General features: G+C 69.3%; 15 protein-coding genes, 1 tRNA gene and 1 pseudogene. 5 read left to right on the top strand and 12 right to left on the bottom strand.

The annotated features are described in order from the left end of the window. Positions 1–97: 97 nt before the first annotated feature. The 4 genes from ACTWP9_RS12195 to ACTWP9_RS12210 form a co-directional block, all read right to left on the bottom strand. Positions 98–2,119: a galactose oxidase-like domain-containing protein gene (locus tag ACTWP9_RS12195; RefSeq protein ID WP_443246087.1), complete on the bottom strand. Its 2,022-nt coding sequence runs from the start codon at positions 2,117–2,119 to the stop codon at positions 98–100. Then, on the bottom strand, positions 2,116–4,134 hold the full coding sequence (locus tag ACTWP9_RS12200) for a glycosyltransferase family 2 protein (RefSeq protein ID WP_443246088.1): 2,019 nt from the start codon (positions 4,132–4,134) through the stop codon (positions 2,116–2,118). Before ACTWP9_RS12200 ends, ACTWP9_RS12195 begins: the two co-directional genes overlap by 4 nt. A gap of 179 nt (positions 4,135–4,313) precedes the next feature. Further along, on the bottom strand, positions 4,314–5,075 hold the full coding sequence (locus tag ACTWP9_RS12205; protein WP_443246089.1) for a FadR/GntR family transcriptional regulator: 762 nt from the start codon (positions 5,073–5,075) through the stop codon (positions 4,314–4,316). A gap of 86 nt (positions 5,076–5,161) precedes the next feature. Next, positions 5,162–6,379, bottom strand: coding sequence for a winged helix DNA-binding domain-containing protein (locus ACTWP9_RS12210; protein WP_443246090.1), 1,218 nt, complete (start codon positions 6,377–6,379; stop codon positions 5,162–5,164). 62 nt (positions 6,380–6,441) lie between these two features. On the opposite strand from ACTWP9_RS12210, the gene ACTWP9_RS12215 reads away from it, so the two are divergent. Together ACTWP9_RS12215 and ACTWP9_RS12220 are read left to right on the top strand one after the other, a co-directional pair. Continuing rightward, positions 6,442–7,452: a DUF3533 domain-containing protein gene (locus tag ACTWP9_RS12215; protein ID WP_443246241.1), complete on the top strand. Its 1,011-nt coding sequence runs from the start codon at positions 6,442–6,444 to the stop codon at positions 7,450–7,452. Positions 7,453–7,743: 291 nt separating this feature from the next. Then, positions 7,744–7,817, top strand: a tRNA-Lys gene (locus ACTWP9_RS12220). A 110-nt stretch (positions 7,818–7,927) separates the two neighbouring features. Here the strand turns inward: ACTWP9_RS12220 and ACTWP9_RS12225 are convergent. The 5 genes and pseudogenes from ACTWP9_RS12225 to ehuB form a co-directional block, all read right to left on the bottom strand. Continuing rightward, positions 7,928–8,717: pseudogene (locus tag ACTWP9_RS12225) on the bottom strand (IclR family transcriptional regulator). Between the two features lie 282 nt (positions 8,718–8,999). Beyond that, complete coding sequence (gene ehuA, locus ACTWP9_RS12230) at positions 9,000–9,824, bottom strand: ectoine/hydroxyectoine ABC transporter ATP-binding protein EhuA (protein ID WP_443246091.1); 825 nt, start codon at positions 9,822–9,824, stop codon at positions 9,000–9,002. Continuing rightward, a complete protein-coding gene (gene ehuD / locus ACTWP9_RS12235; RefSeq protein WP_443246092.1) occupies positions 9,814–10,464 on the bottom strand; it encodes an ectoine/hydroxyectoine ABC transporter permease subunit EhuD in 651 nt (216 codons plus the stop codon). Before ehuD ends, ehuA begins: the two co-directional genes overlap by 11 nt. Beyond that, complete coding sequence (gene ehuC / locus ACTWP9_RS12240; RefSeq protein ID WP_443246093.1) at positions 10,464–11,210, bottom strand: ectoine/hydroxyectoine ABC transporter permease subunit EhuC; 747 nt, start codon at positions 11,208–11,210, stop codon at positions 10,464–10,466. The genes ehuD and ehuC overlap by 1 nt, the downstream gene beginning before the upstream one ends. After that, positions 11,207–12,133: an ectoine/hydroxyectoine ABC transporter substrate-binding protein EhuB gene (gene ehuB / locus ACTWP9_RS12245; RefSeq protein WP_443246094.1), complete on the bottom strand. Its 927-nt coding sequence runs from the start codon at positions 12,131–12,133 to the stop codon at positions 11,207–11,209. The genes ehuC and ehuB overlap by 4 nt, the downstream gene beginning before the upstream one ends. Positions 12,134–12,257: 124 nt before the next feature. On the opposite strand from ehuB, the gene ACTWP9_RS12250 reads away from it, so the two are divergent. After that, a complete protein-coding gene (locus ACTWP9_RS12250; protein WP_443246095.1) occupies positions 12,258–12,779 on the top strand; it encodes a DUF3830 family protein in 522 nt (173 codons plus the stop codon). A gap of 63 nt (positions 12,780–12,842) precedes the next feature. On the opposite strand, the gene ACTWP9_RS12255 is transcribed toward ACTWP9_RS12250, so the two are convergent. Both ACTWP9_RS12255 and ACTWP9_RS12260 read right to left on the bottom strand, forming a co-directional pair. Then, positions 12,843–14,255 (bottom strand): amidase, encoded by a 1,413-nt coding sequence (locus ACTWP9_RS12255; RefSeq protein ID WP_443246096.1) that lies wholly within the window; start codon positions 14,253–14,255, stop codon positions 12,843–12,845. 622 nt (positions 14,256–14,877) lie between these two features. Continuing rightward, positions 14,878–15,876, bottom strand: a complete 999-nt coding sequence (locus ACTWP9_RS12260) for a D-2-hydroxyacid dehydrogenase (protein WP_443246097.1) — start codon at positions 15,874–15,876, stop codon at positions 14,878–14,880. A 237-nt stretch (positions 15,877–16,113) separates the two neighbouring features. On the opposite strand from ACTWP9_RS12260, the gene ACTWP9_RS12265 reads away from it, so the two are divergent. Further along, positions 16,114–17,073, top strand: coding sequence for a maleate cis-trans isomerase family protein (locus ACTWP9_RS12265; protein WP_443246098.1), 960 nt, complete (start codon positions 16,114–16,116; stop codon positions 17,071–17,073). A 190-nt stretch (positions 17,074–17,263) separates the two neighbouring features. Then, positions 17,264–18,001, top strand: a complete 738-nt coding sequence (locus ACTWP9_RS12270; protein ID WP_443246099.1) for a maleate cis-trans isomerase family protein — start codon at positions 17,264–17,266, stop codon at positions 17,999–18,001. Between the two features lie 27 nt (positions 18,002–18,028). Here ACTWP9_RS12270 and ACTWP9_RS12275 read toward each other — a convergent pair whose 3' ends face one another. Continuing rightward, the gene (locus ACTWP9_RS12275) at positions 18,029–19,210 is read right to left on the bottom strand and encodes an MFS transporter (RefSeq protein ID WP_443246100.1); all 1,182 of its coding nucleotides are present in this window, start codon (positions 19,208–19,210) and stop codon (positions 18,029–18,031) included. Between the last annotated feature and the right edge of the window lie 4 nt (positions 19,211–19,214).

Raw genomic sequence — 19,214 nt, forward strand, 5'->3', positions numbered from 1 at the left:
TGTGCTGGGGAGGGGCTGCCCCTGGCTGTCGGTTGCAGGCTGCGGGTGCGTTCTCGTTGCTCGCGCAGTTCCCCGCGCCCCTTCGGGGCGCGTCGCCCTACTTCGGGTTGCCCGCGGTCACCGGAGGGTGGGCCGCATCGGGGTCGACGCTCACCTTGACCCACTGGGCCTTGGAAGGGACGCCGTTCCCGTCCACGCCGAAGACCATCCACCAACCCGGCGTCACCAGTGACGGGTCGTCCGGGATGGTGGTGGTGACCGTCCCATCAGGGGACTTCTTCATCTTCAGTGCCACGGACGACTGCTCCACGTTGGTGACGTGGGTGAAGGAGCCGGGCCGTACCAGCCGGAGCTTCTTCAGCGAGGCGGCGTCCTTGCTCTTGAGGGAGATACGCGCGCCGGGCGCCAGCGTCCGAGGGCTGCTGTCGGCCTTCCGCAGCTCCGGCTGCTGCTTTCCCTTGTGGAGATACGGCGGTGTGTAGATCTCGATGCGCTGGTCGAACTGCCCCGGCTTGGTGTCGGCCTTGTCCGCGTACAGCGAGTCCGAGCCGAAGGTCATCACCCGGCCGTCGGGCAGCAGCAGTCCGCCGAAGTGGTAGTTGCGGCCGACGAGAGGGGCGGCGGCCTCCTTGAACGTGTTGCTCTTCGGGTGGTAGATCCCGGCCTTCAGCACGTTGCTGTCGCTCTTGCCGCGGTACCGGCCGGAGCCGTTGGTCGTCAGCACGGTGTCGTCCGGCAGGATCACGCTGCTGGGGTAGCGGACCTTGTCGTACAGCCTGGGGCCGTCGTGGAAGCGCGGAGTGTCGGAGTTGAGGTCCACGATGCGGGTCTTGTCCGTCGTCTTGTCGGACTCGCCGACCCCGCCGCCGCCCTCGACGATGAACTTCCGGGACTGGGTGGGCGGCAGCGGTACGGACATTGCCGTTTCCAGGATGTCCGGGTCGCTCATGCCGGGGATCTTGGTGAACCTGTTTGTCCGCAGATTCCAGATGCCGGGGACGCGGCCCTTGTCGGCGGGGCCGTAGCCGGCGGTGGTGCCGCTGTAGAAGACCCGGTTCTCACCGATCAGATGAAGCCCGGGGTAGGTGGGGAAGAAGCGCGTCCTGGGCATGTAGTGCCACTTCTTGGTCCTCGGGTTGTAGATCTCGTTCTTGCCGGGGACGACCTGGCCGATGTCGTCGAGCCCGGAGACGGCCAGCACCCTGCCGTCCTGGAGGGTGAGCTGGGTGGGGTACCAGCGGGCCTCCTTCATCGGGTCCACTGTGATGTAGCGCTCGGCTACCGGGTCGAACTCGTAGGCGTCCTTGATGCCCTGGAAGTCCTTCTTGTCGAAGGACATCTTCTGGGCGACGCCGTAGACGTTCCGCTTCCACGCGCCCTTCAGGCCGCTGACCGTGTACTTGTCCTCGGTGCCTGTCTGGTGCTTCCGGCCCTTCTTCGCCGCCTCGGCGTAGACCCGGCTGACGCTGTGGACCACCTCGACCTTGCCGGTCTTCGGGTCCTGCACCTTCTTGGCACGGGGGAGGAGGACGTTGTGCTGTGCGACGAACGTCTTGCCGCTCTTCCGTCCGGTGAAGCGGGTGCCCTTCTTGATCGTCTTCCCGCGGTCCGGGTTCTCGTTGTAGAGGAACATCAGCCCGCCGGCCTTCTTCACATCGCCCTTCAGCGTCTCGTAACGCTGGGTGCCGCCCGCGACCAGCAGTTTCCCGTCGGGGAGCTGGTTGTGCCCCGAGCAGAACAGGTCGTTGGGGGTGGGGATGTTCTTGAAGGTGTTCTTCGTGGGGTCCCACAGCACGGTGCGGAAGCTCTTGGCCTTGAAGTTCGTCGCGTCGTTGCCCGAGCCCGCCACCAGCAGCACCTTTCCGGTGTGCAGCAGCGCCGCGTGGATGGTGTTGATCCGGTACTTCTCGGGGATCCCGACGATCTGCCAGTGGCCCTTCTCCGCCTTGTACTCGGGCTGGTTGATCGCGTAGTCGTGGTATTTCGCCGACGCGAAGCCGTACAGCGCCGGGCCGTTGAACCCGGCGATGAGCAGAACGACTGCCGTACCGATGGCTATGCGCCGGACCCGCCGCTTCCTGGCCCCGGCTGCACGGCGGCGGCTCCGTCGGGTTGTCATCGTTCGTGTCCCCCAAGCGCGGTGTGCTGCATGTGCTGGTCGTACGAAGGTGCGGGCGAGGGCGGGGACTCAGGGGGCGCGGGCGAGGGCGAGGCCGCGGATGCGGGAGATGCGGACCCGGACCTCCTCCGGCGTCCCCTGCGCATTCGGCGCCGCTTCTCCGCCCGCACGGTGGACCGCCACCCGACGATCGGCGCCGCCGTGATCAGCAGCGCGAGCGCGGCCCAGGTGAGCATCGCCGGGTGGTCGTGGCCCAGGAAGAGGGAGCCGACGAGCGAGCCGCCGAAGACCGCGATGAAGAACAGATGCACCCGGAACGTGCCGAACAGCGTGTCCGGGCTGGCCGAGTCGCCCTTGGGGGTGACGACGAACTTGCTCTTGCGCCGCAGCACCGTGTCGAAGAGGGAGCGCGCGTAGATCGGCGCCGACAGCGCGGACATCAGCATCCCGGCCAGCCCGCCGGAGCCCTCCGGCTCGTGCGGGGAGACGTTGTGCCGCCGGTTCCAGATGTACAGCCCGACCTGGAGCGCGGTGGCGTTGCCGTACAGCGCCATCCAGATGGTCGGGTCGATCTGCACACCGGAGGCGCCCATGCCGAGGAAGAGGGCGCAGGAGAGTGCGGCCAGGATCCAGTTGAGCGCCGAGGCCGGGTAGAAGAGCATCAGCAGCGAGTAGTTGAACAGCTTGCCGGGCGGCATGCTGCCCAGACCGCGCCAGTACTGCTTGAGGATCGTCTCGTACGTGCCGCGGGACCAGCGCAACTGCTGGGTGAAGAAGTCCGTCCAGGCGTTGGGGCCCTCGCCGACCGCCAGCACGTCGGGGGTGTAGACGGAGCGCCACTTGTTGCCGGTGACCGGGTTGCGGTGCCGGTGCATCTCGAAGCCGGTGGCCATGTCCTCCGTGATGGAGTCGTAGAGGCCGCCGATGGCCTTCAGCGCCTTGATGCGCACCGCGTTGCTCGTGCCGACGAACATCGGAGCGTCGTAGCGGTTGCCTGCGCGCTGGATGAGGGCGTGGAAGAGGAACTGCTGGCTCTCGGCCGCCTTGGTGACGAAGTTGTCGTAGTTGCCGTAGACCTGCGGGCCGATGACGAAGCCGACATCCGGGTCGCGGAAGTAACCGAGCATCCGCTCCAGATAGTTCGCCAGCGGTACGTGGTCGGTGTCGACGCCGGCGAAGAAGTCGTAGTCGTCACCGTGCGCGTCCAGCCAGGCGTTGTAGTTGCCGTGCTTGGTCTTGGCACGGAAGGCGCCCTTGGCCGTGTTCCACCCGGCGACACCCTTACGGGAGAAGTGGTGCACTCCCAGCCGCCGGCAGACCTCCTTGACCTCGGGGTCGTCACCCTCGTCGAGCAGCCATACGTGCATGGTGCCGCGGTGCCGTACCCGTACGGCCGCCTCCAGGGTCCTGGTGACCATCTCGATCGGTTCCTTACCGGGCACGAACGAGGTGAGGAAGGCGACGCGGGTGCCGGCCTCGGGCACCACGGGTATCGGGTCACGGGCCACCAGGGTGGCGTGCGCGTTGGAGAGCACATTGAGCGTGCGGAACAACTCGATCAACCCGATCGAGACGAGCATGACGACGTCCAGCTTGAGTACGAGGTCGGAGACCTCGCCCGCGTCGCGGCGTGTCCAGTGGTCGGGCTGCATCAGCCAGACCAGCAGCCCGGCCGACAGCAGCGGGGCCAGACACAGCAGGAAGCCCGCGCGGAACCGGTGCGGCTCGTCGGCCAGCAGACTGCGGTACCGCACCCGGTAGGGCCTGCCGGGATCGGGCCGGGTGAGCGGGCCCGCCAGCCGGCTGTAGTGCTCGTAGTCGTAGCGGGGCGCGGCGCGTTCCCAGGGGTGCTGGGACGGTCTTCGGGAACGGGAGCGGTGGCCGGCGAGTAAGCGCTGCGAGGGCTGCTGTCCGCCCGCTACGGGCGGTGCGGGTATGCGCAACTGCGTCGTCTGCGTCGGGTCCTGGTCGTCGTACCCCTGCGACTGCGGGCCGCCCCTGCGCGGCGTGGTCATGCTTCTGTCCCCCCGCACGCACATCTGTGGCGTGCCCTCGTGCCGAATCCGCGTCCTGGCCCCCGCTTCGGGCGCGGCGAACTTCGGTCTCAGTGCCCCCTGTCCCCGCGACACTGTTCGACCGATCGCACGTCAGGTTCTACAACTTGGCACATGAACGCAAGAGCGGATGGGGCGGTTTAACGCCCTTGCGGCGTTATGGAAGCGGCAGATGTGATCGAGGAGTCATCAAACCGTGGCTGCCGTGTGGTGGCGTCCGGCGCGGTCGAGCGGAGCCGTTCACGGATGTTGCCGAAATGGGCACGGACGGCCTCCTCCGCGCGCCACATGTCACCGTCCCGGACGGCGTCGAGGATCGCGGCATGCTGCTGCCAGGTCACCCGTGGGTCCGGGTGCAGTTCGGCCAGATCCGTGCGCACCCGGTGGAACGCGTCCCAGAAGGCGTCCAGCACCTCGCTCAGCAGCGAGTTGCCCAGCCCGGCGTAGAGCGCCGAATGGAACGCGCGGTCGGTCTCGGCCCGTACCCGACCCGCGTCCGCCTCCCGGCGCATCCGGCCGACCAGCCGCTCCAGTTCGGCCAGCTGCTCCGGCCCGGCGACCAGCCGCGCCATCAGCCCTGTCTCCACCGCCTCGCGCAGCTCCAGCAGTTGCAGCAGGCTGTCCTCGCCGCGGTAGTGCCCGGCGACGGTACGGAAGGAGAGCCCCTCGGTCATGGGGGCCATGGACATGGCGCCCACGTAGGTGCCGAAGCCGTGCCGGATCTCCACGATGCCCATCGCCTGGAGCGCCTTGAGCGCCTCGCGTACGGAGTTGCGGCTCACCTCCAGCCGCTCCATCAGCTCCGTCTCCGTGGGCATCGGGGCGCCGGGCGGCAGCCGTTCCTCGATGATCAGCCTTTTGATCCGCTCCTGGATCTCCCCGAGTCTTCCCCGGCTGCGCACCCTGTGGCCTCCTTCACCCGGGCTCTGTCACCGGGCTGCGTCACCCCGCCCTTCGGGCTCCGTCATCCCGCCCTTCGGCCGTCAGCCTACGCGGGCCTCTCCGGGTGGGGGGCGGCGAAGGTGACCGGGTGGGGCCCCGGGCGGCCGTCGGTCGCGAACGCCAGCAGCCGCTCGCCCTCCTCGGCCAGCGCCCGCTCCGCCTCGTCGTCCAGCCGCCCGAAGGGGGTGAGGGTGAGGGTGGCGGTCTTGCGGCTGGTGTCCGCCTTCCAGGTGCCGCGCACCCGGCCGTCCACCAGGAAGGTGCCGGGCACCTGCCCGTTCTTGCTCACCAGGGCGCGGCGGATCGGCTCGTCCAGCAGGCGGGAGCGGTCCGCGTGGGAGAGGATGATGTTGTCGTACTCGGCCAGGAAGCGGACCGGCAGCGGGAGTTCGGGGTCGGGACGGGGCGCGTCGGGCAGGTCGAACAGCTCGCGGCCCGCCTCGTCCTGGAAGACCCGCAGCTGCGGCCGGAGCCGTTCCAGCACCTCGCCGAGCCTCGTCAGCCCCGACCACGCCTGTGCGTCCCGTACGGATGCCGGGCCGAAGGCGCCGAGGTAGCGCAGCACCATCGCCTCCACGGACGGCTCGGCCGCCGGGGGCCGTCCCAGCCACCGTTCGACGGTGTCCACCACCGGCTGTCCGGAGCGCCCCCACAGTCCGCGTGGCGGCAACTGCACCAGCGGCAGCAGATAGCGCGCCGTCATCGCCAGCGCGCGGGCCTCCACCTGGGGCCACCGCTCCTGGAGGCGGAGGCCGAGCTCGTTGCCGGTCAGCGGCTGCGCGGCGAGCAGTTCACGGGCCGCCTCGGCGATCTGCCAGGGGTCCTCACCGCCGAGCTGCCCGGCGAGGGGGGCGGTGCGCACCGCGGCCTCGTGCAGCGGCTGGGTCAGTGCCCGCAGTTGGAGCGCGTCGCGGTCGCTGACCAGGTGCACGGTGCCGCGCATGACGCTGAGCCGGACCAGTTCGCGGCCCTCCAGCAGCAGCGAGAGCTCCAGCGGATCGAAGTCCGTCAGCCTGCTCCACAGCGCGAAGTACGGCGGTTTCGGCGCCTGGGCCTGGATGCCGACGAGGTGCTCGACCGCGTCCCGTACCGGCATCTTGGCGCGTTCGACGAGGAGTTGACGTGCGAGGAGGGCGCGGCTCAGGGCCGGCCGCGTCAGGGGTGCGGGCATGGTGAGAGTCTCGCCGATGGCACCGCGCCGCGCCACGCGATGGCGCAGCACGGCGCGCCCGGAATCCCAACGCCGGGGGATGAACCGGGCCATGCGGTATGGATGGACACTCTTACCAACAAGGGCACCGATAAGGGAACGCCTTCATGCCGTCCATGCACAATGCCACCCCCGGCGCCGGCGCCCGCAGCGCGCTCACTCCCGGCACGCTCGCGCTCGTCCTCGGCGTGCTCCTTGTCCAACTGAGCTTCCTGCTCTCCTACATCGGCTCCTTCCACAACCCCGATCCGCAGGGCATTCCGGTCGCCGTCGTCGCACCCGGGCAGGCCGCCGAACGGCTCGACCGGCTGCCGGGCGACCCGCTGGCCGTCACCGTGGTCGAGGACGAGCAGACGGCGCGCGAACGCATCCGGCAACGGAAGGCCGAGGGCGGCTATCTGCTGAACCCGCGCGGCAGCCGCGACACCCTGCTGGTCGCCTCCGCCGCGGGCGGCCCACAGGCCCAGGCGCTGCGCAACGTCGGCGAGCGGGTGGCCGGCGAGCAGCACCGGCAGCTGAAGGTGGTCGACATCGCGCCGTCGGGGCAGCAGGACTACGAGAGCCTGACGGCCTTCTATCTCATCGTCGGCTGGCTCGTCGGCGGCTATCTGCTGGCCTCGTTGATGGGCGTGCTGGCCGGTACACGCCCGGCCCGGCCGGAGCTCGGTGCGCTGCGGCTGGCGGGCACTGCGGCGTACGCGATCCTCTCCGGGCTCGGCGGGGCGATCATCGTCGACCCGGTGCTGCACGCGCTGCCGGGGCACTTCGTGGAGCTGTGGTGGGTGGGTGCGCTGCTGGTCTTCGGTACGGCGGCGTGCACGCTGGCCCTGGAGGCGTTCCTGGGCGTCGTCGGGATCGGCGTCGCTGTGCTGATCTTCGTCGTGCTCGGCAACCCGAGCGCGGGCGGCGCCTTCCAGAAGCATCTGATCCCGTCGTTCTGGCGGGCCATCGGCGACTGGATCCCGACCGGCGCCGGAACGACCGCCGTACGCAACATCGTCTACTTCTCCGGCAACGCCCTCGGCACCCCGCTGCTGGTGCTGGCCCTCTGGGCGCTGGCCGGCGCGGTGCTGCTGATGGCGGGCTCGCTCCGACGCAGGGAGCCCGGACTCACCCTCCCCATCTGAAGGGCCCGGGAGCCCTCAGCACCTCCCTGTCGTGCGCGGCCCTGCGCCGTACCGCTTCCGCTGCCCGGAGCCGGTGTGGTGGACGCCATACGACGCGTCCGGGGAGGCCGTCGCGGCGGCCCGGGCGCCGGCTACCGCCTGTGACCGGGCCGGGCCTCATCGAGCTGGCGGCGCGGTACGAGGTGCACGGCCGGGCGGGGCTCGTGGCGGGCCTCACCCCGCCGGGCTGGCGGTCATCAGCACCCTCCCGGAGGGGGTATTATTTCTGGCGTCGGCCGGAAACGGCGACGGGCGCCGCTAGCTCAGTTGGTTAGAGCAGCTGACTCTTAATCAGCGGGTCCGGGGTTCGAGTCCCTGGCGGCGTACACAGAGACGGTGGCTCCCTTGGTTTCCAAGGGGGCCACCGTCGTTTTCTTGGGTTCCGTGCGTTTTCGCGGGTTCCGTGCGGGACGCCCTCGCTTTCGTACGGGACGCCTCAGATCGCCAGCGACAGCATCACCGGTGCGGCCCGCTGGCTCAGCACCTCGGCGGCTCGGCGCAGCCGGTGCGCCTGGGCGACGGGGAGCGAGAGGGCAAGACAGCTGACCGCGGAGCCCGCCGTCACCGGAACCGCGGCGCAGACCGTGCCCACGGCGTACTCCTGGAGGTCGAGCACCGGTACGGTCGGCGGCTGCCGGTCGAGCGCGGTCAGCAGCAGCTGCTCATCGGTGATCGTCCGCGAGGTGAGCCGTGGTGTCTTGTGGCGGGAGAGATGGTCGAGGCGCCGGTCGTGGTCGAGCTGGCTGAGCAGGCACTTGCCGATCGCAGTTGCGTGCGCGGCCGAGCGGAAGTCCACCCACTGGTTGACCGCCGGCATCGTGGGGCCGTCGGCGACCTGGGCGTTCTCCACCTCTCCGTCCTGGTACCGGCCGAAGTAGACGGCGGCGCCCACCGTGTCCCGCAGCTCGTCCAGGGTGACCTGGAGGCGTTCGCGGAGCGCACGGGCCCGGTCCACGCCGGAGCCCAGCAGCACCAGTGCCTCGCCGACGACGTACGAGCCGTCCTCCAGCCGGGCCAGATAGCCCTCGCGGCACAGCATCCGCAGCAGCTGGTCCAGCTGGCTCGCGGGCCTGGGCGCGGCGGGCGATCGCCTCCTCGTTGGCGCCGTCCCGGAACCGGGCGACGGTCTCCAGCACCCGCAGGGCATGCCGCACCGAGCCGAAGGGCGTGATCGGCTCCCGTCCCGGCTCCTCGGACGAGCCTCCGGGTGGTTGGAGTAGCGTCACGGTGTCCCCCTGGGGTTGTGACCGGTTGTACCGTTACCGCTTCGTGCGGTCACGGCTTCATATCTCACGATAGCGTTCAACCCCGGCCGAGTACGGGGCTGTTGCCGCGATCGGCATATGCCAGGCGGCTGAATGCGCCCCTTGGTGCGCCCCCTGGTGCGCCCCTCTGGGAGTGCTCTCCCCTTACGCCAGCACATACAACCGAGCCCGCGCCGGGGGCGGCGCGGGCTCGGTAGGGGATCGGGGAGGTCCGGCGGCCGTACGGACCGCCGGCCCACGCCGTCACAGGACTGCGCTGAGGAACTCCCTGGTCCGCTCGTGCTCCGGGTCGGTGAAGATCTTCTCCGGCGCACCGGACTCGATGACCCGGCCTGCGTCGAACATCAGCACGTCGTCGGAGATGTCCCGCGCGAAGTTCATCTCGTGTGTGACGCAGAGCATGGTGATGTCCGTGGAGTGGGCGATGTCCCGCAGCACGTCCAGCACCCCGGCCACCAGCTCCGGGTCGAGCGCCGAGGTGACCTCGTCCAGCAGCAGCACCTGCGGGCGCATGGCGAGCGCACGGGCGATGGCCACCCGCTGCTGCTGACCGCCGGAGAGCTGAGTGGGGTACTTGTTGATGTGCTCGGTCAGGCCCACCATCTCCAGCAGCTCGCGGGCCCGCTGCTCGGCCTCGTCCTTGCCCAGGCCCAGCACGTGCACCGGCGCCTCGGTGATGTTGCGCAGCACCTTCATGTTGGGGAAGAGGTTGAACTGCTGGAAGACCATGCCGATGTTCTTGCGGACCTCGCGCGAGTGTCTTTCGCCCGCCGGCACCAGCTTGCCGTTCTTCTCCTCGTGGGACAGGTACTCGCCTCCCACCTTGATGGTGCCCTCGTCGGGCTTCACCAGGGTCATCAGCAGCCGCAGGATCGTGGTCTTGCCCGATCCCGAGGGGCCGATGAGGGTGACGTGCTTGCCGGAGGACACGTTGAAACAGAGGTTGTCCAGCACCACGTTGCTGCCGTAGCGCTTGGTGACGTTGTCGAACTTGATCAGTTCACTGCCGTCGACGGCCGGGTTCGTACCGCCGTTCGCGGATGTGCTTGCGTTCTTCTCAGCGGACAAGACGACGCTCCAGGGCTCGCATCAGCAGGGATGCCGGGTAGGCGATGAGGATGAAGGCGATGCCGACCACGGTGATCGGTTCGGTCGGCTGGAAGGTGGTCGCGGTGAACTGCCGTGCCTGGCCGAGCATTTCGAGCGCGCCGATCACCGCGATCATCGGGGAGTCCTTCAGCATCGCGATCACGTAGTTGCCCAGCGCGGGCACCACACGGCGGATCGCCTGCGGCAGGATCACGGCGCCCCACGTACGGCCACGCGGCAGGCTCAGCGCGGTGCACGCTTCCCACTGCCCCGCCGGCACGCCGTCGATACCGGCGCGGTAGACCTCGGCGGTGTACGTCGAGTAGTGCAGCCCCAGAGCGATGACGCCGGTGGTGAGTGCGGAGAACGTGACGTTCCACTCCGGCAGTACGTAGAACAGGAAGAACAGCTGCACCAGCAGCGGCGTGTTACGGATGAACTCGGTGACGACCATCACCGGCCAGCGGACCGCCTTCAGGGGCGACCGCTGGGCCATCGCCCAGGCCAGGCCGAGCGCGAAGGCGATCAGCGAACCGAGCACCAGCGCCTGGAGCGTGACCAGCACGCCGTCCCAGAAGCGCGGCATGAAGTCAGCGACAGCGGACCAGTCCCAACTCATCAGGCACCTCCCGCGCTGGAGAAGTCGCGAGAAGTCTCCGTCTGCTGCCGGATGTTGAGCTTACGCAGCACTCCTACGCCCTTCTCCGGGGCCTGGCCGATCCCCGCCTTCGCCTTCCGCTCCACGGCGCGCATCACACGCGTCAGCAGGAAGGCCAGGACGAAGTACATGACCAGGATGATCGTGTAGACGGGGGCGCTCTCACCGAGCGCGTTGCGCACCAGCGCGGCCCCGAAGGTGATGTCGCCGACGCCCAGCACGGACACCAGCGCGGTGCCCTTGAGCAGCTCGATCAGCAGGTTGTTGGCGGGCGGGATCATCTCCGGCCATGCCTGCGGCAGCAGGATCTTCGTCAGCCGCTGCCAGGGCGAGAAGCTGAGCGCGATGCCCGCCTCCTGCTGGGCCGGAGCCACGGCGGCCAGCGAGCCGCGCACGATCTCCGAGCCGTAGGCGCCGTACGACAGGCCGAGCGCCAGCACCGCGGCCCACATCGGCACCAGCTGCCAGCCGAACGCCATCGGCAGCACGAAGAACATCCAGAACATGAGCACCAGTGCCGAGGTGCCCCGGAAAATCTCCATGTACAGGCCGGAGAGGAACCTGACTATCCACAGTCGGTGGGTCCTGGCGACGCCGACCACAAAAGCGACGAACGCACCCAGCGCCGCGCTGAAGACGGTCAGCTGGACAGTGACCCAGACGCCCTTGAAGAGCAGCTCCCACAAGCCCGCGGTGAGGTCCGTCATGCGCAACGCTCCTTCGCGGTCATTTTGGTCATCTCCTCCGGCAGGAAGCCGAAGGGCTTCATGACGCGGAAGAGTTCACCGCTCTTCTTCATCTTGCGAAGCTCGCGGTTGAACGCGTCCCGGAGTTTCGTTTCCGTCTGACGGAATGCGAATGCGCCGGTACCCAAATCGGGCTTTCCCTCCAACTTCGGGGTGAACGCCTTGGTGTACTCGGCTTTCCGGCTCTTGGTCTGCTCGACCACGTTGCGAACGGTGACGGCCGTACCGGCGAATACGTCGGCCCGGCCCTGTTCCACGGCAAGGAGTCCGGCCAGCTGGTCGGGCAGCAGAAGGATTTCCGATTCCTTGATGCCCACCTCGGCCGCGTAGGCGATTTCCGCGTACCCGGTGCCGGTGGCCATCTTGGCGCCGGCCTTCTTGATGTCCGCGTAGTTGTGCAGGTTCTTCGGATTCCCCTTGCGGACGATGAACGCGTCGCGCATCTCGTACTCGGGGTCGGCGAAGACGACCTGCTTGCACCGGTCGGGCGTGATGTACATACCGGCTGCGACCACGTCGAACTGCTGCGAGTTGAGGCCCGGGATCAGCGAGTTGAACTCGGTCGGGAACGGCTGGACATTCGGGACTCCCAGCCTCTGGAAGATGACACGTGCGATGGCAGGCGAGCTCCCCGTCAGCTCGCCGTCCTTGTCGATGTAGCTGTAGGGCTGTTCACCGGCGAGGCCCAGCTTCACTGTTCCCTGGGCCTTCAGCCGCTCCAGAAGATCTCCCCCGTTCTCGGTGTCCGCACTGGACACCCGGCTACATGCGGTTGTTGCACCGAGTGCACCCACCGCACTCAAGGACGCCGCTCCTGCGAGCAGCGACCGACGGCTCAAACGTCTACCGGCACCTGCCGTGTTGTTCCTCTGTGGTGGAGCCATGGGCGCGCGTATACCCAGCAGTGCCGAAGATATGCAGTTAATTTCAAGCCGTTATGGGGTCGCGCTGAGGGCGACATCTGCGTCACCATTAGCAGGTAAATGACCACCCCTGTGCGGAGGCACGATGGCTGAGCGCTTCATTGAAGTGTCGTTGGACAAGCGGGGAGTGAGCTGCACGGCAAAGCTGCTCGACGACCGCGCACCGATCACTTGCGCGGCAGTGTGGGACGCACTGCCGCTGGGCGGCGATGTCTACCACGCGAAATATGCGCGTAACGAGATCTACGCCCTTATTCCCCCCTTCGCCCCCCAGGAGCCACCGCTGGAGAATCCGACCATTACCCCCATTCCAGGTGACCTCTGCTATTTCACCTTCTCCAACACGCAGCTGGCGACTCCGGGGTACGGCTATGAGGCCGCTGCGGAGCAGCAGGGAACTCAGGCGGCCCACTCCAACCAGGCCACCGTCATCGACCTCGCGCTGTTCTACGAGCGCAACAATCTCCTGATCAACGGCGATGCAGGGTGGGTGCCCGGCATCGTCTGGGGCCAGATCGTCGAGGGTCTCGACGAGATGGCGGAAGCCTGCCAGGACCTCTGGCGTTCCGGCGCCATCGGCGAAACCCTCAACTTCCGCCGAGCCTGACGAAATGACCCGTTGGGGGCCTGCCCCCAACGGGTCCACGATCAACTCACCGGCACCACACGCTCAGTTCAGTACCGAGGGCACCCCGGCCGCGACCCCGGCCTCGTACAGCGCGTGCGAGGCGCTCAGTACGAGGGCATCCGCATGCCGCGGGCCGACGAGCTGCACCCCCACCGGCAGTCCCGCCCCGTCGGTGCCGCACGGCACCGAGGCGGCAGGCTGCTGCGTCATGTTGAACGGGTAGGAGAACGGCGTCCACCCGGTCCAGCGCGTCAGCCCGGACCCCTCCGGCACCTCCACCCCCGCCTCGAAGGCGGTGATCGGCATGGTCGGCGTCACCAGCAGGTCGTACCGCTCGTGGAAGGCGCCCATCAGCCGGCCCAGCTCCATCCGCTCGTCCACGGCCGCGAGATAGTCCAGCGCGCTGCGCGCCGCACCGTCCGCGCAGATCTCCTGCAAGCCGGGATCCAGACTCTCTCGCTGATCTTGGCTGAAACCTTGTGTGACCCGCGCCGCACCGCTGAACCACAGGGCGTGGAAGGAATCGACCGGATCGGCGAACCCCGGATCGGCCTCCTCCACGACCGCGCCCAGCTCCTCCAGCAGCGCGACGGCGCTTCGTACCGCCGCCGCCACCGCCGGGTCCACCCGCACCCGGCCCCCGAAATCGGGGGAGAACGCCACCCGCAGTCCCCGTACCCCTTCCGCACCGGCGGCCAGTGCCCCGCGGAAGCTGTGCGGCACCGGGCCCAGATGCGACCAGTCGCGAGGGTCGGGCGCGGTGATGACGTCCATCAGCAGCGCCGCGTCCTCCGCATCCCGCGTCATCGGGCCGACGTGCGCGAGCGTCCCGAAGGCACTCGCCGGGTAGATGGGCACCCGCCCGTAGGTGGGCTTCAGCGCGAAGATCCCGCAGAACGAGGCGGGGATCCGCACCGAGCCGCCGCCATCCGTGCCCAGCGACAGCGGTCCGGCACCCGTCGCGACGGCCGCGGCACTGCCGCCGCTGGAGCCGCCGGCGGTGCGGTCGGGCGCGTACGGGTTGCCGGTCACGCCGTGCCGGGGGCTGTCGGTGACGCCCTTCCACCCGAACTCGGGCGTCGTCGTCTTGCCCAGGAAGACGGCGCCGCTCTCCCGCAGCCGGGCGACCGACGGCGCGTCCTCGTCCCAGGGCCCGGGCCCGCCCGCGGCCCAGGAGCCCTTGTAGGTGGGGCCGCCGCGCTGGAGCAGGATGTCCTTCACGGTCACCGGCACCCCGTCGACCGGGCCCGCCGGCTCGCCGCGCTGCCAGCGCCCCGCCGACTCCTCGGCCTGCTGCAGCGCGTCCTCGCTGTCGATACGGACGAACGCGTTCACGCGCTCCTGGGTCTGTGCTGCGCGCTCCAGCGCCGCCCGGGTGACCTCCACGGGGGTGAAGTCCCCCGTTTCGTAGCCCGCCACGAGCTGGGTCGCGGTCAGGGCGTTGAGATCGGACATGACGAAACCTCCCGAGAGACCGGGCACCTCGCAACGCGGGGTGCCGCAGGACGACGAGCCCCGGCCCGCACACAGGCGGACAAGAGGCACCCCGGCCGAACGGCTCGGCAAAGCGAACCGGATAAACGAACCGGGAAAGCAAACGGGTAAAGCAAATCGGCAAAGTTAACCGGTAAAACGAACCGGATAAACGAACCGGATAAACAAACCAGGTAAGCCAACCGGCTGAACGGGATCGCCCCGGCCGGCCGACCGGCTGAACACCTGGCAAGGCATCGCCGGACACTCGTCCGGCGGGCCCGGGTGCCCGGCCTACCCGCCCCGGAGCCCGGCCTTCCGGCCCGGCCCCTTCCGGCCTCGGCCATGGTGTGGCCGAGGCTCGAATCCGGGACGGGGTCGCCCGAATCCGAGGCCGTACAGCCCAGGCTCCAGGTTCGGAGCCAGGCCCGGAGCCGAGGCCCCGGATGGGCGGGAGCCGAGGTCGGACGGGGCCGGACTCGGGAGCAGGAACCCCAGCCGGAGGCGGCCGGAGCCGGTCCCATGGCCGGTCCCAGTCCCGATACCGGTCCGGTCCCCGCGCCCGTCCCGTGGCCGGGCCGGAGGCCGCGCAGGCGGGTTCGGCTCAGGGAGCCGGGTCGGGGGCTGTAGGCGTCGGGGGTGCCGTCGGAACGTAGCCCAGGTTCTTGTCGACGACGTTGAGCAGCGGCTCGCCCGCCTCCCAGCGGTCGAAGTTGTCCAGGAACTGCTCCGCCAGGTCGTCGCGCCAGCCGACCGTGTCGCCGCTCATGTGCGGCGAGATGAGCAGCCCGGGCACGTCCCAGAGCCTGCTGTCGGCGGGCAGCGGTTCCTCGGCGAACACATCCAGCGCGGCGCCCTTGATGTCGTGCTTCAGCAGCGCGTCCACCAGGTCGTCCTCGACCACGTGCGCGCCCCGGCCCACATTCACGAAGTGCGCTTCGGGCTTCATCCGCGCAAACATCGCGGCGTCGAACATGCCCGTCGACTCCTGGGTCAGCGGCGCCACACATACGACCCAGTCGGACTCGCCGACCAGGCCGGGAAGCGAGGCGATGTTGTGTACCCGCCCGAATTCGGGGTCCGTGTCCCGTGCCGTCCGGCCGACGAGGTCCACTTTGACACCGAGTGCCAGCAGTGCGCGCCCGATTTCCCGGCCGATCGGGCCCGAACCCACGACCGTTGCGCGACTTCCGCCGAGCCGGAATGTCTCCCGGTGCCGCCAGCGCCGCTGCCGTTGCAATTCCCATGTGCCACGGAAGTCCTTGGCCATGGCCAGCACGAGCCCGAGGACGTATTCGGCAATCGGCCGGTCGAAGACGCCTCGTGCATTTGTGATGACGGTCTCACGTCCGTCGGCGAGCTCCGGCAGCAGCCGGTCGACACCGGCGCTGGGCGTGTGCACCCAGCGCGGCCTCGGCCCGTCGCCCGGCCATGCATCGCGCACCGCGTCGGAGAGAAAATCCCAGACCAACAGCACGTCGGCCTCGGGTAGTTGGTCCGCGAGAGTCTTCTCGTCGGCATGCATGACGCGTGCGCGTCCCGCGAGTCGGTCGAGCCGCGGAAGCGGCTCGGCGTCGAGGACAAGAACGCAGGTTTCGGACATAGGCAGGAAACCGTTTCGAAACGCAGGGACGGTTGGCTGAACGAGTGAGCCGGGGGAGGGACGGGAACCAGCCTCATTGGCGGGATTGACCACGGTAGGGAGCAGAAACTACCTTCGTCAACAAAGACATCTGTCCCGGCGTCCCGGCTTCTGACCGGCTTTGCTTTTCCTCTGACTTCCCTTGACTCAGGGGCCTTCTGGCCATGAGCCTTCCCCTCCGTTCTTTTGGGGCCCGAAATGGACGTCTCCTTCCTCGGCGGACCACTGCCGCAGCGCGGCGTAGGAATCGTCGCTCCCTTCGACTTCGCACTGGACCGTGAGCTCTGGCGCTGGGTGCCGGACGACGTGTCCTTGCATCTGACCCGAACTCCCTTCGTTCCTGTGGAGGTCAGCCTGGACCTGGCCCGCCTGGTCAGCGAGCATGAGACGCTGCGCGATGCGGTACGGGCGCTGTGCGCCGTGGCCCCCGAAGTGGTGGCCTACGCCTGCACGTCGGGCAGTTTCGTGGGCGGTACGGCCGGCGAGCGGGCCATGGCGGCTGCCATGGCCGAAGCCGGTGAGATGCCCGCCCTCACCACCTCGGGTGCAATGCTGGACGCACTCCGTGAGATCGACGCCCGGCGGATCGCCATCGTCACCCCGTACACCAAGTCGGTCACCGATTCCCTGGAGGAGTACCTGGACGAGGCCGGTATCGGCATCACCGGGCGCTGCTACATGGGACTCACCAGGGAGATCTGGCGAGTGGCCTACCGGGACGTGGTCGACATGGCGCGGGAAGCGGTGGTGGACGCGCCGGACGCGCTGTTCATTTCCTGCACCAACCTCCCGACGTACGACGTGATCCCGCAGTTGGAGGCCGAGCTGCGGATGCCGGTGCTCTCGGCGAACCAGGTCACGATGTGGGCCGCGCTGCGCGCGGTCGGCAAACAGGCAGTCGGCCCCTACCAGGCGCTGCTCGACCCGGTCGCCCGGCGCGGCCCGGCCGCCATGACGTCCACCACCGGCACCCAGCCGGTGGCCCACGAGACGGACGGGCTGGTCGAGCCGGAGGAGCAGCAGAAGCACGAGCCGGAGGCAGCGCTGGCGGGGGCGGGCACCGAGTCCGCCGAGCCGCTGGAGGGTACCTCCGATCTCGGTTACGGGCAGTCCGGCCATCCGGAGGAGTGGGGCGGCAACCCCCAGCCCCCGGCCTGACCCGCTCCCGCTCCGTACGACCCCTCGACCCCGTTCGACCCAACCGCCGTACCGCTACCGGCAGTACGGCGGTCCAAGTACGCGCGTACGCCCGGTATCCGCGTACACCCTCAGCCCCATCCCCCACACCCCCACCACACCCCCAAGTCCTCACTTCACCCACAGCACTGAGCACGCACAGGAGGCGTAGATGGCACAGGCGGCATCGGCACCGGCGGTCGGATTCCTCTACCCCGGCTACTCGGCCGAGGACGACTACCCGAGGCTGGAGCGAATCCTCGCCGAGGCGGGCGCCGAGGTACGGCTGCCGCTCGTGCACACCGACATCGGCGAGGACGCCCACCGGGTGGACGCGCTGCTGGAGATGGGCTCGGCCGCGCGGCTCGCCGCGAAGGTCGAGGAGGTCAAGGGCCACGACATCCAGGCCGTGGTGTGGGCCTGCACCAGCGCCAGCTTCGTCTTCGGCTGGGAAGGCGCGCACGAGCAGGTGCGGGAGCTGGGGGAGACGGCCGGGCTGCCGGCCTCCAGCACGTCCTTCGCGTTCGCCCACGCCGTCCGCGACCTCGCTCTCGAGCGGGTCAGCATTGCCGCGACGTACCCGGAGGACGTCGCCGAACTGTTCACCGGCTTCCTCAAGGCCGCGGGCGCCGAGGTGGTCGCCATGCGCGGCAGCGGCATCATCACCGCGGCCGAGGTGGGCACCTGGGGCGAGGAGGAGGTGCTGGCCCTGGCCCGCGGCGGCGACCACCCCGACGCGCAGGCGGTGCTGCTGCCGGACACCGCACTGCACACCGCGGCCTATATCCCGGCCCTGGAGGCCGAGCTGGGCAAGCCCGTACTGACGGCGAACCAGGTCACGGCCAAGGAGGGGCTGCGGCTGCTGGACCTCAAGGTCCACTGCCCCGCACTGGGCGCGCTCTTCTCCTGACGGGCCCGTGCGCTTGGCGGTGGCCGGCTATCGGCTGCCGCCAAGCGCCGGCTCGGGCTCTCCCGCGGGGGCGTTCCGCTCGCGGCGCAGCGAGTAGGCCGCGATGCCCAGCCCGGCGAGGGTCGTGGCGGCGGCGACCAGATGGAGGGCGCGTATCCCGGGCCCCTCGATGACCCGTCCGCCCAGCCAGGCGGCGCCCGCGGCGGCGATCTGGAAGCCCGAGGCGTTGACCGCGATCGCCAGCGTCGGTGCCGAACCTGCCGTGGCCAGCACCCGGGTCTGCATCCCCGGAATGATCGCGAAGGCCAGCACCCCGAGCACGAAGGTCAGCACCGCCGCGAGCGCCCGTACCTCACCGGCGAGCCAGAACAGCACCAGCACCCCCGCCAGCACGCCAAGCAGCCCGATCAGCGAGGGCAGCAGCGTGCGGTCCGCGAGCCATCCGCCGAGGAAGTTCCCGGCGAAGGCGCCGACGCCGTAGACCAGCAGCAGCACGGGCAGTGCGCCCGCGCCGAAGCCGCTGACCTCGGTGAGCAGCGGCGCGATGAAGGTGAAGACGGTGACGACGCCGATATTGCCCAGCACCGTGAGGGCGAGGGCCAGTTGGAGGTCCCGCCGGGCGAAGACGCGCAGCTCGCCCAGGACGGAGCCGGTGGCGGTGGCCGGCCGGGCCGGTACCGAGGGCAGCACCAGTGCCAGCGCCAGCACGGTGCAGGCCGCCACCGTTGCGAAGGTCGCCTGCCAGCCGAGCCGCTGCCCGACGAAGGTGCCGATCGGCGTGCCCAGGATGATGCCGAGGTTCATACCGAGGGTGAGCTTGGCGACCGTGGACGCCTGCTTGCCGTCCGGCGCCAGCGAGACGGCGGTGGTGATCGCGACGGCGAAGAACGTGGCCACGACCAGCCCCGCGACGAACCGCGCCGCCAACAGCGTGCCGTAGCCGGGGGCGAGCGCCGAGGCGACGTTGCCCAGCACGGAGACGGTCACCAGGCCGACGATCAGCGGCTTGCGGGCCAGCCGTGCGGTCGCGGTGGTGACCACAGGGCCGCCGACGATCATGCCGAGCGCATACGCGGTGACCAGCCGGCCTGCTGCCGGGACGGAGACCGACAGATCGGCGGCCACCTCCTGCAGGATCCCGGCGGTCACGAACTCGCCGGTGGTGAAGCTGAAGACGACAAGCATCAGCGAGAAGACGGAAAGGGGCATGGCG

Source organism: Streptomyces sp. 3N207 (assembly GCF_052246355.1).
Lineage (GTDB): Bacteria > Actinomycetota > Actinomycetes > Streptomycetales > Streptomycetaceae > Streptomyces.

What these genes read in the sequence shown, in the direction of transcription:
- ehuB (WP_443246094.1), bottom strand. Translation starts at nt 12,133, where the DNA reads ATGGCTCCACCACAGAGGAACAACACGGCAGGTGCCGGTAGACGTTTG.
- ehuC (WP_443246093.1), bottom strand. Translation starts at nt 11,210, where the DNA reads ATGACGGACCTCACCGCGGGCTTGTGGGAGCTGCTCTTCAAGGGCGTC.
- ACTWP9_RS12265 (WP_443246098.1), top strand. Translation starts at nt 16,114, where the DNA reads ATGGACGTCTCCTTCCTCGGCGGACCACTGCCGCAGCGCGGCGTAGGA.
- ACTWP9_RS12270 (WP_443246099.1), top strand. Translation starts at nt 17,264, where the DNA reads ATGGCACAGGCGGCATCGGCACCGGCGGTCGGATTCCTCTACCCCGGC.
- ACTWP9_RS12275 (WP_443246100.1), bottom strand. Translation starts at nt 19,210, where the DNA reads ATGCCCCTTTCCGTCTTCTCGCTGATGCTTGTCGTCTTCAGCTTCACC.
- ACTWP9_RS12210 (WP_443246090.1), bottom strand. Translation starts at nt 6,379, where the DNA reads ATGGCCCGGTTCATCCCCCGGCGTTGGGATTCCGGGCGCGCCGTGCTG.
- ACTWP9_RS12255 (WP_443246096.1), bottom strand. Translation starts at nt 14,255, where the DNA reads ATGTCCGATCTCAACGCCCTGACCGCGACCCAGCTCGTGGCGGGCTAC.
- ACTWP9_RS12250 (WP_443246095.1), top strand. Translation starts at nt 12,258, where the DNA reads ATGGCTGAGCGCTTCATTGAAGTGTCGTTGGACAAGCGGGGAGTGAGC.
- ACTWP9_RS12195 (WP_443246087.1), bottom strand. Translation starts at nt 2,119, where the DNA reads ATGACAACCCGACGGAGCCGCCGCCGTGCAGCCGGGGCCAGGAAGCGG.
- ACTWP9_RS12200 (WP_443246088.1), bottom strand. Translation starts at nt 4,134, where the DNA reads ATGACCACGCCGCGCAGGGGCGGCCCGCAGTCGCAGGGGTACGACGAC.
- ACTWP9_RS12215 (WP_443246241.1), top strand. Translation starts at nt 6,442, where the DNA reads ATGCACAATGCCACCCCCGGCGCCGGCGCCCGCAGCGCGCTCACTCCC.
- ACTWP9_RS12260 (WP_443246097.1), bottom strand. Translation starts at nt 15,876, where the DNA reads ATGTCCGAAACCTGCGTTCTTGTCCTCGACGCCGAGCCGCTTCCGCGG.
- ehuD (WP_443246092.1), bottom strand. Translation starts at nt 10,464, where the DNA reads ATGAGTTGGGACTGGTCCGCTGTCGCTGACTTCATGCCGCGCTTCTGG.